At 72.9% G+C, this 14,498-nt stretch carries 11 protein-coding genes and 1 riboswitch; of the genes, 7 read left to right on the top strand and 4 right to left on the bottom strand.

The window, feature by feature from the left end; translation table 11 throughout:
• Window positions 1-5: 5 nt before the first annotated feature.
• Together ACFYY6_RS23250 and ACFYY6_RS23245 are read left to right on the top strand one after the other, a co-directional pair.
• Window positions 6-4,085 (top strand): hypothetical protein, encoded by a 4,080-nt coding sequence (locus ACFYY6_RS23250; protein ID WP_389194894.1) that lies wholly within the window; start codon window positions 6-8, stop codon window positions 4,083-4,085.
• A gap of 201 nt (window positions 4,086-4,286) precedes the next feature.
• Window positions 4,287-5,336: an NAD-dependent epimerase/dehydratase family protein gene (locus tag ACFYY6_RS23245; RefSeq protein ID WP_389194891.1), complete on the top strand. Its 1,050-nt coding sequence runs from the start codon at window positions 4,287-4,289 to the stop codon at window positions 5,334-5,336.
• Window positions 5,337-5,430: 94 nt separating this feature from the next.
• On the opposite strand, the gene ACFYY6_RS23240 is transcribed toward ACFYY6_RS23245, so the two are convergent.
• A complete protein-coding gene (locus ACFYY6_RS23240; RefSeq protein WP_351516527.1) occupies window positions 5,431-7,008 on the bottom strand; it encodes an alpha/beta hydrolase in 1,578 nt (525 codons plus the stop codon).
• A gap of 483 nt (window positions 7,009-7,491) precedes the next feature.
• Window positions 7,492-7,809, bottom strand: a complete 318-nt coding sequence (locus ACFYY6_RS23235) for a type II toxin-antitoxin system Phd/YefM family antitoxin (RefSeq protein WP_351516529.1) — start codon at window positions 7,807-7,809, stop codon at window positions 7,492-7,494.
• A gap of 103 nt (window positions 7,810-7,912) precedes the next feature.
• On the opposite strand from ACFYY6_RS23235, the gene ACFYY6_RS23230 reads away from it, so the two are divergent.
• The 3 genes from ACFYY6_RS23230 to ACFYY6_RS23220 all read left to right on the top strand — a co-directional run bounded on the left by ACFYY6_RS23230 (window position 7,913) and on the right by ACFYY6_RS23220 (window position 9,874).
• Complete coding sequence (locus ACFYY6_RS23230; protein WP_351625953.1) at window positions 7,913-8,548, top strand: ATP-dependent Clp protease proteolytic subunit; 636 nt, start codon at window positions 7,913-7,915, stop codon at window positions 8,546-8,548.
• A gap of 7 nt (window positions 8,549-8,555) precedes the next feature.
• On the top strand, window positions 8,556-8,864 hold the full coding sequence (locus tag ACFYY6_RS23225; protein ID WP_351516531.1) for a hypothetical protein: 309 nt from the start codon (window positions 8,556-8,558) through the stop codon (window positions 8,862-8,864).
• A gap of 346 nt (window positions 8,865-9,210) precedes the next feature.
• Window positions 9,211-9,397: riboswitch (cyclic di-AMP (ydaO/yuaA leader) on the top strand.
• Between the two features lie 3 nt (window positions 9,398-9,400).
• Window positions 9,401-9,874, top strand: a complete 474-nt coding sequence (locus tag ACFYY6_RS23220) for a C40 family peptidase (protein WP_351516533.1) — start codon at window positions 9,401-9,403, stop codon at window positions 9,872-9,874.
• Between the two features lie 121 nt (window positions 9,875-9,995).
• On the opposite strand, the gene ACFYY6_RS23215 is transcribed toward ACFYY6_RS23220, so the two are convergent.
• Both ACFYY6_RS23215 and ACFYY6_RS23210 read right to left on the bottom strand, forming a co-directional pair.
• The gene (locus tag ACFYY6_RS23215; RefSeq protein ID WP_351516611.1) at window positions 9,996-10,427 is read right to left on the bottom strand and encodes an ATP-binding protein; all 432 of its coding nucleotides are present in this window, start codon (window positions 10,425-10,427) and stop codon (window positions 9,996-9,998) included.
• Between the two features lie 295 nt (window positions 10,428-10,722).
• On the bottom strand, window positions 10,723-11,865 hold the full coding sequence (locus ACFYY6_RS23210; RefSeq protein ID WP_351516535.1) for an 8-amino-7-oxononanoate synthase: 1,143 nt from the start codon (window positions 11,863-11,865) through the stop codon (window positions 10,723-10,725).
• Window positions 11,866-12,007: 142 nt separating this feature from the next.
• Between ACFYY6_RS23210 and bioB the strand changes: the two genes are divergently transcribed.
• Window positions 12,008-13,201, top strand: coding sequence for a biotin synthase BioB (gene bioB, locus ACFYY6_RS23205; RefSeq protein ID WP_389194888.1), 1,194 nt, complete (start codon window positions 12,008-12,010; stop codon window positions 13,199-13,201).
• Window positions 13,194-14,498, top strand: coding sequence for an adenosylmethionine--8-amino-7-oxononanoate transaminase (locus tag ACFYY6_RS23200; RefSeq protein WP_351516538.1), 1,305 nt, complete (start codon window positions 13,194-13,196; stop codon window positions 14,496-14,498). Before bioB ends, ACFYY6_RS23200 begins: the two co-directional genes overlap by 8 nt.

The raw sequence follows: 14,498 nt of genomic DNA, 5'->3' as shown, positions 1-14,498 counted from the left end.
GACTCATGACAGATCGGGACGGACCGTCGCTGCCCCCGTGCGTCGCCGAGGTCCTCGCCGATCCCCCGCGCGCCTTCTCGCCCGTCGCCCTGTGGTGGTGGAGCGGGGAAGCGCTCGAACGCTCCCGGTTGCGGGCACAGCTGGAACGGCTCACGCAGGGTGGGGTGCACCAGGTCGTCCTGATCGGCCTGGCGCCGTCGGGGCCGCTGTTCGGCTCCGACGCCGACGACCCGCCGTTCATGTCCGAGGCGTGGTGGGCGCTGGTCGACGGCGTGTGCGAGGACGCGCGGGCGCTCGGCGCACGTCTGTGGTTCTACGACCAGCTCGGCTTCTCCGGCGCCGACCTCCAGGCACGTCTCGTCGACGAGGAGCCCGCCCACGCGGGGCGCGGCCTCGACCGGCTGCGGTCCGTCGTCACGTCCACGGCGACACGGCCGGGCGAACTGCGGTGCCCACCGGGCGCCCGGCCGCTGGCGGCGCGCGCCGAACCGGTCGACTCCGCCGGACGCGTCGTCGGACCGGCGATCCGGGTCGTGGTGGACGACGGCGTCGTACGGGCGCCGGGCCCCGGCCGCTGGCGGCTGACGCTCCATCACCACGTGGCGCTCGGTTTCGACTACCTCGGCGTCCGGGCGTGCGCGGCGCTGCTGGACCGGATGCACGGGGAATTCGAGCGCCGCCTCGGCGGCCGGCTGGGGACGGTGGTCGTCGGCTCGTTCCAGGACGAGCTGCCGGCGCTGCCCACCTGGTCCACCGGTTTCGCCGACGCCTTCCTGCGGCGGCGCGGCTACGACCTCGTCGAACGGCTCGACGCCCTGTACGAGGACGGGGCGGATCCGGACCCCGCGCTCGTCCGGCGCGACTACCAGACGACCCGCGCCGAACTGGCCGAGGAGGCGTTCTTCCGGCCGCTGACGGACTGGCACGCGCGGCACGGCCTGCTCGTGGGCTGCGACCAGCAGGATCCTGCCCGTGCCGGACACCCCGTCGCGGGTGTGGAGCTGTACGCCGACTACGCCCGCACCCACCGCTGGTTCCCGGCACCCGGCAGCGACCACCACGGGGACGCACACATCCACTCCTCGCTCGCCCATCTGTACGGCCGGCCGCGCACCTGGATCGAGGCGTTCCACTCCACCGGCTGGGGCGGCACCCCGGAGGAGACGTTCGACTGGCTGCTGCCGTGGCTCCGCGCCGGTGCGACCCTCTACAACCCGCATGCCGTGTACGGCACGACGAAGGGCGGCTGGTGGGAGTGGGCGCCTCCGGCGACCGACTGGCGGCAGCCCTACTGGTGTCACCATCGTGTCCTCGCCGACGCGGTGACCCGGCTCTGCGCGCTGCTGAGCCTCGGCCGCCATCTGTGCGACGTCGCGGTCCTGCTGCCCACCACCACGGCACAGGCCGGCACGGCCCGGAACGGTGTCACGGAGGCGGCGGCGCGGGCGCAGTCGGCCTATCTGGAACTCGTCGGGGACATGGCCTGGTTCACGGCCCGGCCGGGGATCCTGGACCGTCTCGGTCTCGACGCGGACGTCGTCGACGACGCCTCGCTGACGCGTGCGCGGGTGGTTGCGCCACCCGGCGGGGAGGTGCGGCTGACGGTCGCGCAGGAGGCGTATTCGGCCCTCGTGCTGCCCGCGTGCACGGTCCTCGAACACGGCACGGCCCGCAGGATCGTCGAGTTCGCCTCCGCGGGCGGCACGTTGGTCGCGGTCGGCGCCCTCCCCGAACGGGTCGTCGGCCCCGGCTGCGACGGGCTGCGGGAGGAGCTGGGCGCGTGCTTCGCGGACGGCCGTGCCGTGTTCGTCCCCGGGACCGACGACGAGGGCGCGCTCGCGGCGGCGTTCGCACGGCTGGATCCGGCCGTCCGCGCCCCGGTGCCGGCGCTCGCGCGTCGTACGGACGACGCCACGGTGGTGTTCCTGACGGCGGCGGCCCCTCGGGCGACCCGGGCGTCCGTCGCGGCGCCGGACGCGCGCGGGGCCGCGCTGGGATGGCTGGACGCCCGGTACGACTTCGATCCGGGCCGCTACGCGCGCCGCGCACGGGTGCGGGTGCGGGACGTGGCGGGACCGGCCGTCCTGGTGGACCCGTTCGGCTCCGCGCCCCGGGCGCTGCCGGTGCGTGCCGTCCCGCCCTCGAACGGCGGCGCGCGGGCCGTGGAGGTCGACATCCCCTTCGACACGGGCCCGGCCGCCGTGCTGGTCTTTCCCGACCAGCCCCCGGCCGCGGTGCCCGCCGCTCCCCGGCCGCCCCATCCCGTCCCCGGACCGGCCGTCGTCGAGATCCCTGCCGACGCGGACTGGGACGTCGTGCTGGTGCCGACCCTCGACAACACCTGGGGCGACTTCGCCCGCCCCGCGTCCGGTCCGCCCACCGGCCCGGCGGTCACCGAGTGCCGGACCTTCCGGCACCGGGTGGAGGCGGCCGGGGAGGACGGGGTGCGGGACGGGTGGGCCCGGCCGGACCGCGGGCGCGGACCGGTCACGGACACCGTCCACGCGACGTTCGGCCCGCACGCCGTCGTGGACCGGGATGGGCCGGGTCACGGCACCCGGTCGGTCCTGGTGTGGTCCGATTCCCTGGGCATCCACAAGGACCCGGTCCACCGCGCCGTTCTGGGGCCCAAGGGGCATGTCCCGGAGGAGTTCGTCCACCTCGGTCCCACCGCCGCCGGAGAGGTGGTGCGGCTGCGCACGGAGCTGTTCCTCGACGCCGCCTTCGACGGCCATCTCGCGATCGGGGCCGCCGGAGCGAAGCGGGCGCGGTTCGACGGCGTGCCCGTGCCGTTGGACGACGGGGGCCATCTCGCGACGGGGCCGGTGCGGGCGGCGGCGGGCCGTCGGCTGCTGGAGCTGGAACTGACGCCGGATCAGGACATTGAACTCCGTGCGCATGTGGCGCTCGTGCGCGATCCGGGGCGCTGTCGGCGCCCGGAGTGGATCCACGCCTCGGGGCCGATGGGAACGACGGTCCGGCTCCTGTCGGTCCCCGCCCGGGCCGTCGTCCAGGTGGCCTCGCGCGTGCCCTGCGTCGTGCGCGTCAACGGACGGATCGTGGGCCGGCAGGGCGGATTCGACCCGTACGCCGCGCACGCGGTGCCGCGGGTGCGTCGGCACGAGGTGGCGGGGGCCCTGCGCGTCGGCGACAACGAGATCACCGTCGAGCCGTCGCCCGGGGCCGACCCGGCGGTCCTGGTGGACGCGGTCTTCGAGGACGGGAGCGGCGGCCCGGTCACGGCGCTGCACAGCAATGCCGGCTGGTGGGCGGGAACGGCGGCGGGGCGGGTGCCGGTCGCGGTCCGTCGTGAGCAGGTGGGCGATCCGGCCGCCCTGTATCTGCGCCGCCGTCCGCATCCGCTGCCGGGGGCCGCCTGGCTGGATCCGGACGCGGACGACGGGACGGTGCTGCCGGTCCGGTTCGCGGTGCCCGGCCGCCGGGGGGCGGTGGAGTGGCTGTGGTGCGAGCTGCCTCCGGGGGCCGCGCGGCTGTCGGTGCGGGTGCGCGGCGCGACGCGGGTGTTCGTGGACGGTTCCGAATGCGCCGTGTCCGTGGCCGTCGGCGCGCGGGGCGTGCGAACCGTCTCGGTGGAACTGCCGGCCACGGGTCCTCGCGGACCCCGCACGGCCGCCCTGCGCATCCGGACGGCCCCGGGCCGGGAGGGGGGCGCGGCCCTGGCCGGTCCGCTGCGCTGCGAGGTCGGTCCCGGACGGATGCGCGTCGGCGACTGGGAGACGCGGGGACTGGCCGAGTACAGCGGCGGGGTGCGGTACCGCCGTGTGGTGACCGTGCCCGGCGGGACCGGCGGGGGCCGGGTGTCACTGGATCTCGGACGGGTCCGCGGAACGGCCGAGGTGCGGGTCGGCGGCGTCCTCGCCGGGGTGCGGGTGTGTTCCCCGTACGTGTTCGATCTGACCGGACTCGCCGGCCCTGGGGACAACGTCCTCGACGTCGTCGTCTTCAACACGCTGGCGCCGCGCCTGGACGCGACGAGCCCGACCCACTTCGTCTTCCCGGGCCAGCGCGTGAGCGGGCTGCTGGGTCCGGTGGTGCTGCGGGTCGGTGGTCCCGCTCCGGTGTGAGCGCGGCGCACCGCCCACGTGCATCGCGTCCGCGTCCCCGGTGGGCCCGGTGTGCTCCGGGCGGGCGGCGCCCCCCGGTGCACGCACGCGGCAGGCCCGTCCGGCGAACCGTGGGAGTTCCCCGAACCGTCACGCCGACAGCGAATCCGCGCTCGGTGAACTCCGCTGTCGTGGGCGGTGGTTCCGGCCTACCGTCGCCCCATGAGCATGGGAAGCGCATGGGTACTGGGAGCGACGGGGCAGATCGGGCGGGCTGCCGTGCGGGCGCTCGTCGAGGACGGCTGGGAGGTGACGGCCGCTTCGCGCGGCGGTGGCAGGGACGAGCGGTGGGACGGCGCGGTGCGCGCGGTGGCCCTCGACCGGAACGAGGACGGGGCGCTCGCGGCGGCGCTGGGCGACGGCTGCGACGTGCTGGTCGACGCCGTGGCGTACGGGGCGGACCACGCCCGGCAGCTGACCGGCCTCGCGGACCGGATCGGTTCGGCGGTGGTCATCTCCAGTGGCGCGGTGTACGCGGACGAACAGGGGCGCGGCTTCGACACGCAGGACGAACCCGACGGGGCCCCGCGCTACCCCGTGCCGATCCCCGAGACGCAGTGCACCGTGCCCCCGGGCGACGCCACGTACGCGACGCGGAAGGTGCGACTGGAGCGGGATCTGCTGGCGGCGGGCGAGGCACTGCCGGTGACGTTGCTGCGGGCCGGCGCGATCCACGGGCCGTACTGCCGTTCGCCCCGCGAGCTGTATTTCGTGAAGCGGGTCCTGGACGGCCGGGCGCGGCGGGTGCTCGCCTTCGGGGGTGCCTCCCGCTTCCACCCGGTCCATGTCTCCAACCTGGCCGAGCTGATCCGGCTGTCCGCGCGACGGCCCGGTTCGCGGGTGCTCAACGCCGGGGATCCGCAGGCGCCGACGGTCGCGGAGATCGGCGAGGCCGTCGACGCGGTGCTCGGCCGGCGGACCGAGGACGTGCTGATGGCGGGCGCGCCCGGGAAGGACGGGGTCGGCTCCACCCCGTGGACCATCGCCCATCCGGTCGTGTACGACATGGCGGCCGCGGAGCGCGAGCTCGGGTACCGGCCGGTGACCGGGTACGTGGAGTCCCTTCCGGAGACCGTCGAATGGCTTGCCAGCCGGCTGGAGGGCAGGGACTGGACGGAGGCGTTCCCCGTCCTGCTTCGGTCGTACGGAAAGCAGCTGTTCGACTACGACGCGGAGGACGCCTGGCTGGAGGCGTACGACCGCGGGGCATGAGACGCGGTGCCGCGCACGGCACGGGCGGCCGGTGGTCGAAACCACCGGCCGCCCGTGGCCACCGCTCACTCGCGTCGCGGTCGTGCTCGCGTCACTACGGCTTCGGCGTGGCGTGCGGGTCGCAGGTCACGTCGGCGCGGTCGGTCCTGCCCGTGAGCAGGTAGGCGTCCACCCGCTCGTTGATGCAGGGGTTGACCAGACCGGTCACACCGTGCGAACCGGCGTTCCGCTCGGTGATGAGGCGCGAGCCCTTGAAGCGCTTGTGCAGTTCGACGGCGCCCACGTACGGGGTGGCGGCGTCGCGCTCCGACTGCACGATCAGCACCGGCGGAAGTCCCTTGCCCGTCTTGATGTTCAGCGGGCTCCGCTGCTTGGCCGACCAGGTCGCGCACGGCAGGTTCATCCAGGCGTTGGCCCAGGTCATGAACGGGTACTGCTCGTGCAGCCGGGTGTTGTCGCGGTCCCACTTCCGCCAGTTCGTGGGCCACTTGGCGTCCGTGCACTCGACGGCCGTGTACACGGCGTTGCCGTTCTCCGACGCGATGTTCCCCTTGATGTCCGACATGTCCGGTGCGGCGGCGTCGACGAGTGCCTGGGTGTCACCCTTCAGGTACTCGCTCCAGGTCCGGGCGACGGGCACCCAGGAGGAGTCGTAGTAGGGGGCGCTCTGGAAGAAGCCGATGAGTTCGGCGGGGCCGACCACGCCGCCGATCGGGTTCTTCTTGGCGGCGGCGCGCAGCGTCAGCCACGCCTGCTCGACCTTCTCGGGGGTGTCGCCGATGTGGAAGACGGAGTCGTTCTTCGCGACCCATGCCTTCCAGTCGTCCCAGCGCTTCTGGAAGGCGATGTCCTGGTTGAGGTTGGCCTGGTACCAGATGTTGTCCCGCGCCGGGTCGACGACACTGTCGACGATCATGCGGCGGACGTGGTCCGGGAAGAGGGTGCCGTAGACGGCACCCAGGTAGGTGCCGTAGGAGACGCCGAGGAAGTTGAGCTTCTTCTCGCCGAGGGCGGCACGGATGACGTCCAGGTCGCGTGCGGTGTTCGGCGTGGTCATGTGCGGCAGCATGTCGCCGCTGCGTTCGGCGCAGCCGTCCGCGTACTCGGCGGCGAGCTTGCGCTGGGCGAGCTTGTCTGCCTCGGAGTCGGGTACGGGGTCGGCCTTGGGCGCCTTGACGAACTCCTGGGGGTCGATGCAGGAGATCGGCGCGGAGTGCCCGACGCCCCGCGGGTCGAAGCCCACGAAGTCGTATGCCTTCGCCGTGTTCACCCAGAGCGGATTCCGGCTGGTGATCCGGGTCGGGAAGCGCAGACCGGAGCCGCCGGGGCCACCCGGGTTGTAGAGCAGGGCGCCCTGTCGTTCGGCCTCCGTGCCGGTGCTGATGTGCCGGTCGACGGCTATGCGGATCTGCTTGCCGTCGGGCCTGGCGTAGTCGAGCGGCACGGTCACCCAGCCGCACTCGATCTTCTTGGCCAGGCCCCAGTCGGTCGGGCAGTCCTTCCAGTCGATGCCGGTCCGGGCCGCCCGGGCCGCGGCCAGTTCGACGCCACGCGCCTCGGACACGCGGTGGTGACGCCCCTCGGCGGTGGCCGTCGGCGCGGTCACCGCGCCCGATATGAGCATGCCCGCCACCAGGGCACCGGCCGAGCCGAGAGCTGCTGTGCGTCTCAAGTGGAACCTCCCCCAGGCCTGAAGTGCCGCCGGTGGCGGCGTGATTCATCCAGGACCTTTCGCGGATCCTGTCGGCTGGGAGGTTCCTGAGAACAGGTCGCGTACCTACTCTTTACCGAATCGATAACCGGACGCCCGTGTCCCGCTGAGCGGTGTTCGGCGCGCACCGGGCCTCTCGCGCTCCGCGCCCCCCTGCGCCCCGCTTCCTCGCAGGCCCCGGGGTATGCGGCCCCGTGCCGTAAGCGTCGGACACGCGGCGTCGGCACGGCGATTTCCGGCCACACTGCGGCAAGGGTCCTGACGATCGGATCACGGTCGCACGCGGACCGGTGGCGGGCTGCCGGACGCGACCCGCTCGGTCGACAAGCCCCCGGGGGGCGGCGCGGAGCACGCATCGGCTCAGCGCGTACGGCGGCCCCGAGCGCCCGTCACCTCGGCGCGCGCGGCGGTCGCGCGGCGCGGGTCATCGGCGGTGCGCCCGGCTCAGCGCCCCGGCTCGTCGCGCCCCGCGCGCTCCTCGTGTCCCGCGTGCCCCGTTCCCGTGTGCTCCGCCGCGATGCCGAACCGTCGGCGTTCGCCGGGAGCGGACACCGAGGAGCCGATCGAGGAGACCGAGCTGATCACCCGCTCCTCGGCGGCCTCCGCTCCGCTTTCCAGTCGCTCCAGGTCAGCGGCCGAGACGAGGGCGACGAGCGGTTTGCCGTGCCGCGTCACGACCACGCGCTCGCCGCCGTAGACGACGCGGTTGATCAGTTCGGCGAGCTCAGCTCGGGCTTGCGTCACCGGAATCTCGTAGGCCATGCTCCCCATCATAACCTTCTGTACATCCTGTACATTTTTTACAGATGCGGACGCGAGCCCGCTCCAGAGCCGCGCGCGCCCCACGAGGAAAGGCAACGCCATGCTGTTCCGCCCCACCGCCCGACACGTGCTGCCCGAGTTCACCGAGCGCACGCCCCACGGGACCCGCACCCTCGACCCGTACTCCAAGCTGCTCGCCGAGCGGATCGTCCTGCTCGGCACCGAGGTCGACGACACCGCGGCCAGTGATCTGATCGCGCAGTTCATGTATCTGGAACACGCCGCCCCGGACCGGCCCGTCTCCCTCTACATCAACTCCCCGGGAGGCTCGTTCGCGGCCATGACCGCCGTCCACGACACGATGGAGTACCTCGCTTGCGAGGTGGAGACGTACTGCCTGGGCGCGGCCGACGCCTGGGCCGCCGTCCTGCTCGCCGCGGGCGCCCCGGGGCGGCGGCACGTACTGCCGGGGGCGCGCGTCGTGATGCGCCAGCCCGCGCTCGCCGAGCCCATCCACGGCCGGCCGTCCGATCTGGAGATCGAGGCGCGGGAACTGGAACGGGTCCGCGAGACGCTCGTCACCCTGCTGGCCCGTCACACGGGCCGCGACGCCGGGCGGATCGCCGAGGACATCGAGCGCGACCTCGTTCTCGATGCTGCGGGCGCCCGGGCCTACGGCCTGGTGGACCACGTCGTGGAGAGCCGGAAGACGTCGTTCCCGTCGCCCGGCTCGCGGTGAGGACCCGATGCGCCCGTCCGATCCTCCTCCGCTGCCGGCGCTGACCCGTGCGGAGGGGGAGTTCATCGACTGCTACCTCGACGTCCTCGACCAGCTGGGCCGGATCAACCCTGCCCGCGGCAGCGACACCTACGGGGCGCTGCGCGCCGCGCAGGCGCTGGCCTCGCGCGCCGGGGCGCTGCGGGACGCCCTGGCCCTGATGCACGAACGCGGCGAGGCGCGGATTCACGCCGGGACCCTGGCACGGGCGCTGCGCGCCCTGGACGGGGAACGCCGGTCCGGTCGCGTCACCCTGCCCCCCGTTCCACCCGGCTGATCGCTCGCCTGTGCGCTCCGCCGGTCGATCCCCCGTCAACTCCACGCGCGACACGCCCGATGCGCGATCTGATTTTCCTACTCTTTTCAGAGTAGGAAACGCTGTTTTCAGAGAAATCTCGATTTGCGGATTCCGGGTGGGCGGTGGGCGAAATCAGCCCTTCCGCTCCTGGTACACGACCGGCGCGCACGCCCGGCGCGGCATCCAAATGCGTCAGCTCCACTCGAACGGTTCAGTCGTGAGGACTCTCACATACCACCGTTTCGGCTCGGAAATCCGACTGTCGGTGAGTCAAGATCCCTGGGACGACAAGCCCCCGCCACCGCGGCGGGGCGGTCCGGGCGGACGCCGAGTCCTGCCGCCGCCCGGATGACTGGTCGACAGAAGTGGATCGGCAGGAGTGGAGGACCCGAGCACAACGGCTCGACCGGAACATCGGTCGTCCCTCGGGGTGAAGCCGCCGAGCGCGGCCGGGCAACTTCGCCAGCCCGAACCCGACAGGTCATCCTTCATAGGCGGCTGACGAAGGGTTGCGCATGGCTGCGCAGGTTCATGTCCCGTCTCTGCTCGCCCGGGCCGGTACGGCCTCGGTTCTGACTCTGGCCGCCGTCGGCGGCACGATGCTCGCCCCGGGCGCCGTCACGGAGGCCCAGGCGGCCACTCCGTCGCTCAAGGCGCTCAACGTCGCGGCATCGAAGAAGGGCTCGCCGTACAGGTGGGGCGCCACCGGCCCGCACCGCTTCGACTGCTCCGGGCTGACGGTCTACTCGTTCAAGAAGGCGGGCAAGAAGCTCCCCCGCACCGCCCAGCAGCAGTACAACAGGACCCGTCACGTCTCGGCCTCGCACCGCAAGCGCGGAGACCTGGTCTTCTTCCATCACGGCCGAAGCGTCTACCACGTCGGGATCTACGCCGGGCACAACAAGATCTGGCACTCGCCGAGGACCGGCGCGGTGGTCCGGTTGGAGAAGATCTGGTCGAAGAGCGTCTACTACGGACGGGTCCGCTGACCCACGGTCTCGGGGCCGGAGCCACTGAACGGCTCCGGTCCGCAAGGCCGTGCACGGGCGGCACGACGGAAACCGGTCGGCCGGATGGTCGGTGCAGAAGGTCGGTCAGTCCGAAGGACGGTCAGTCCGGCACGGAGACGTCCCAGGGGAACTCGATCCATACCGTCTTGCCCCCGTCCGGGGTGGGCGTGACGGAGAGCCGACCACCGCACTCCTCGGCCAGCATCCGGATGATCACCATGCCCCGCCCGTTGTCCTGCTGGACGGCGGCGGGCAGACGGCGGGGCCGGCGCGGATGACTGTCCGTCACTCCCAGGAGCAGCAGTTCCTCCCGCTCCAGTCTCAGATCGACGGTGAAGGCGGGCGACTGCCCGAAGGTGTGCTGGACGGCGTTGGTCGCGAGTTCCGAGACGACGAGCCGCAGGGCGTCGGCGAGCTCGGTGTCGGCGGCCAGGCCCCATTCGGTGAGCACCCGGGACACGTGTCCACGGGCCGCCGGGACCGAGACCGGCTCGCTCGGCAGAGTGATGCTTGCTTCCCGCTGGTCCGCCATGGCGAGCCACCCCTCTCCCACCCGGACCGACACGCGCGCGGTCCTGGTTGCGCTTCGCGCCAGATTGCCACTCGTCCCGCTCTCTGTGACGCCGATCCACCAAGATGTGCGGATATCTGTCGCTCGATGCGGTGAAATCCGTCCCGGAAATCCGTACGTGTGCGCCACGCCGTCGGGTCGGTACGAATCACTCGGCAGGAGAGGGACGAGGCCCGCGTGTGCGGCGGCATGACAGGGACGGCGGAGGGCGAGGGGGCCGGGAGCGTCCGTGATCCCCGGCCGGCTCCGGGGCCCGTCAGCCGACGGGTGCGGTGCGCCGTACGGTCTCCACCGCCGCCGCGATCTGCTCGTCGGTCAGGTCGGCGCGCGCGGTCAGCCGCAGCCGGGAGACGCCGTCCGGCACCGACGGCGGCCGGAAGCACCCGACCACGACCCCCTCCTCGCGGCAGTCCGCCGCCCAGCGCACCGCCGCGTCCGCCGACGGGGCCCGTACGGAGACCACGGCGGCGTCCGGACGCACGGCTGCCAGACCGGCCGCGGTCAGCCGCCCGTACAGCCCCGCGGCGACCTCGCGGACCCGCCCGGCGCGTTCCGGTTCCCGGCCGAGCAGGCGCAGGCCGGCGAGCGCGGCGCCCGCGGCGGCCGGCGCGAGGCCCGTGTCGAAGATGAACGTCCGGGCCGTATTGACGAGGTGTTCGATCACCCGGGCGGGACCCAGGACCGCTCCGCCCTGACTGCCGAGGGACTTGGAGAGGGTGAGCGTGGCGACGACGCCCTGGTCGCCCGCGAGGCCAGCGGCGGCGAGCGCGCCCCGGCCGCCCTCCCCCAGCACCCCCAGGCCGTGCGCGTCGTCGACGAGCAACGCGGCTTTCTCCGCCCGGCAGGCCGCGGCGAGCGCCGGCAGCGGCGCGGCGTCGCCGTCGACCGAGAAGACCGAGTCGGTGACCGCCAACGCGCGCCCCTCGTGCGTCCGCAGGGCCCTGCGGACGGCGCCGGGGTCGGCGTGCGGGACGACGACGGTTCCGGCCCGGGACAACCGGCACCCGTCGACGATCGAGGCGTGGTTGCCCGCGTCGGAGACGATCAGCGCGTCGCGGCCGGTGAGGGCAGTGAGGGCGGCCAGATTGGCCGCGTACCCCGACGAAAGCACCAGCGCCGCCTCGAACCCGCAGAATTCGGCCAGTTCGTGTTCGAGTTCGGCATGCAGATCGGTGGAGCCGGTGACAAGCCGTGAACCGGTCGCCCCGCCGCCCCAGCGGCGCGCGGCCTCGGCCGCCGCCCCGGTGACCTCGGGGTGCCGGGTGAGGCCCAGATAGTCGTTGCTCGCGAGATCCAGGGACGCCGTCTCGGCGCGCCGCGGGCGGAGCGTACGGACGAGTCCGGCGTCCGCGCGGCGGCGTGCCGCGTCGTCGATCCAGTCGAACGGGGCGTAGGACATGAGCGGTCCCTTTTGTAGGCAGTTCACAGACCCTAACCGCGGGAGCAGCGGGTCATGGTGTGGCAATACACACACCCTTCCCGGGGTGTGTTGTCCGGTTCCTCCTTGGCGGCGGGGCGGGCCATGGGACAGGATCAACGCCATGGACCTCCTGAACACGCTGGTGGACAAGGGGCTGCGGCGCGAGCTGCCGACCCGCGAAGAAGCCCTCGCCGTACTGGCGACCTCGGACGACGAGCTGCTCGACGTGGTGGCCGCGGCCGGAAAGGTGCGCCGTCAGTGGTTCGGGCGGCGGGTGAAACTGAACTATCTGGTCAATCTCAAGTCCGGGCTCTGCCCCGAGGACTGCTCGTACTGCTCGCAGCGGCTCGGATCGAAGGCCGGGATCCTCAAGTACACATGGCTGAAACCGGACGAGGCGTCGAAGGCCGCCGCGGCCGGAGTGGCGGGGGGTGCCAAGCGGGTGTGCCTGGTGGCGAGCGGCCGCGGTCCGACGGACCGTGACGTCGACCGGGTGTCGGAGACGATCGAGGCGATCAAGGACCAGCACGAGGGCGTCGAGGTGTGCGCCTGTCTCGGGCTGCTCACCGACGGGCAGGCCGAGCGGCTGCGTTCGGCGGGCGCCGACGCGTACAACCACAACCTCAACACGTCCGAGGAAACGTACGGGACCATCACCACCACGCACACCTACGCGGACCGGGTGGAGACCGTGCGGCAGGCGCAGGCCGCCGGTCTCTCGGCGTGCTCCGGGCTGATCGCGGGGATGGGCGAGAGCGACGCCGACCTGGTCGACGTGGTCTTCTCACTGCGCGAACTGGACCCGGACTCGGTGCCGGTGAACTTCCTGATCCCGTTCGAGGGAACCCCGCTGGCGAAGGAGTGGAACCTCACCCCGCAGCGGTGTCTGCGCATCCTGGCGATGGTCCGGTTCGTCTGCCCGGACGTGGAGGTGCGGCTCGCGGGCGGGCGCGAGGTGCATCTGCGCTCGTTGCAGCCGCTGGCCCTGCACCTGGTCAACTCGATCTTCCTGGGCGACTACCTCACCAGCGAGGGACAGGCCGGGCCGGCGGACCTGGACATGATCGCGGATGCCGGTTTCGAGGTGGAGGGCGCGGACACGTCGACGCTTCCCGCGCACCGCGCCGCGGCGGGCGGCTGCGGCGGGCACGACGGGGAGTGCGCGCCGTGTGGTGACACGCCCTCGCAAGCCGCCGGTGGTGGTGACGTGCCCGCCGAGGCCGTCACCGGTGGTGCCGACTCCCTGGCCGCACGCCCGGATCTTGTGGCGGTGCGGCGGCGCGGCGCGGGTACGGATCTCGCCCCCAATGCCTGAGTCCTTCTCCCCCGCCGAACTGCGGTCGCTGGACCGCGCCCACGTCTGGCATCCGTACGGCCCGATGCCGGGACGCCAGGATCCGCTCGTCGTGGAGTCCGCGTCCGGGGTACGGCTGCGGCTGGCGGAACCGGCCCACGGGCACCGCGAGTTGGTCGACGGCATGTCGTCGTGGTGGTCGGCGGTGCACGGCTACAACCACCCGGTGCTCAACGCGGCGGCACGCGGTCAGCTGGACCGGATGAGCCATGTGATGTTCGGGGGGCTCACCCACGAACCCGCGGTCCGGCTGGCCGCCCGGCTGGTCGAGATCACCCCGGAGCCGCTGCGGCACGTCTTCCTCGCCGACTCGGGTTCGGTGTCGGTCGAGGTCGCGGTGAAGATGTGCCTGCAGTACTGGCGCTCGGTGGGGCGGCCGGCCAAGCAGCGGCTGCTGACCTGGCGCGGCGGGTATCACGGGGACACCTGGCAGCCGATGTCGGTGTGCGACCCCGAGGGCGGCATGCACGAGCTGTGGTCGGGCGTGCTGCCCCGGCAGGTCTTCGCGGACGCGCCGCCGGGCGGCTTCCACTCGGAACCGGACCCGGAGTACGCACGCCATCTGCGGGAACTGATCGCGGAGCACGCGGACCGGCTGGCGGCGGTGATCGTGGAGCCGGTGGTGCAGGGCGCGGGCGGGATGCGCTTCCACTCCCCCGCCTACCTGAGGGTGCTCCGCGAGGCGTGCGACGCGCACGACGTCCTGCTGGTGTTCGACGAGATCGCCACGGGGTTCGGCCGTACGGGGACGTTGTTCGCGGCCGGTCACACGGGGGTCTCACCGGATGTCATGTGCGTGGGCAAGGCGTTGACCGGCGGCTATCTGACGATGGCGGCGACGCTGTGCACCTCACGGGTCGCCGAGGGCATCTCGCGGGGCGAGGTGCCGGTGCTGGCGCACGGTCCCACGTTCATGGGCAATCCGCTGGCCGCGGCCGTGGCGTGCGCGTCCGTGGATCTGCTGCTGGACGGGGACTGGCAGCGGGATGTCGAGCGGATCGGTGCGGGGCTGCGGGACGGTCTCGCCCCGGCGGCGGAGCTGCCCGGTGTGCGGGAGGTGCGGACGCTGGGGGCGATCGGTGTCGTGCAGCTCGGCCACGAGGTGGACATGGCCGCCGCGACCCGTGCTGCGGTAAGGGAAGGGGTGTGGCTGCGGCCGTTCCGCGATCTCGTCTACACCATGCCGCCGTATGTGACCGACGACGACGACGTGGCGCGGATCTGCCGTGCCGTGTGCGCGGCCGCGAGGGAGGGCTGA

Origin of the sequence: Streptomyces sp. NPDC001750, assembly GCF_042892615.1 — a bacterium.
Taxonomy (GTDB): Bacteria; Actinomycetota; Actinomycetes; order Streptomycetales; family Streptomycetaceae; genus Streptomyces.
Note: the sequence above shows the minus strand (reverse complement) of the source record. Positions and strands in the feature narration are given on the sequence as shown.

Excerpts from the sequence above, each read along its gene's own strand:
- ACFYY6_RS23250 (WP_389194894.1), top strand. The coding sequence starts at position 6 with ATGACAGATCGGGACGGACCGTCGCTGCCCCCGTGCGTCGCCGAGGTC.
- ACFYY6_RS23210 (WP_351516535.1), bottom strand. The coding sequence starts at position 11,865 with ATGTCCTACGCCCCGTTCGACTGGATCGACGACGCGGCACGCCGCCGC.
- bioB (WP_389194888.1), top strand. The coding sequence starts at position 12,008 with ATGGACCTCCTGAACACGCTGGTGGACAAGGGGCTGCGGCGCGAGCTG.
- ACFYY6_RS23225 (WP_351516531.1), top strand. The coding sequence starts at position 8,556 with ATGCGCCCGTCCGATCCTCCTCCGCTGCCGGCGCTGACCCGTGCGGAG.
- ACFYY6_RS23245 (WP_389194891.1), top strand. The coding sequence starts at position 4,287 with ATGAGCATGGGAAGCGCATGGGTACTGGGAGCGACGGGGCAGATCGGG.
- ACFYY6_RS23215 (WP_351516611.1), bottom strand. The coding sequence starts at position 10,427 with ATGGCGGACCAGCGGGAAGCAAGCATCACTCTGCCGAGCGAGCCGGTC.
- ACFYY6_RS23200 (WP_351516538.1), top strand. The coding sequence starts at position 13,194 with ATGCCTGAGTCCTTCTCCCCCGCCGAACTGCGGTCGCTGGACCGCGCC.
- ACFYY6_RS23235 (WP_351516529.1), bottom strand. The coding sequence starts at position 7,809 with ATGGCCTACGAGATTCCGGTGACGCAAGCCCGAGCTGAGCTCGCCGAA.
- ACFYY6_RS23220 (WP_351516533.1), top strand. The coding sequence starts at position 9,401 with ATGGCTGCGCAGGTTCATGTCCCGTCTCTGCTCGCCCGGGCCGGTACG.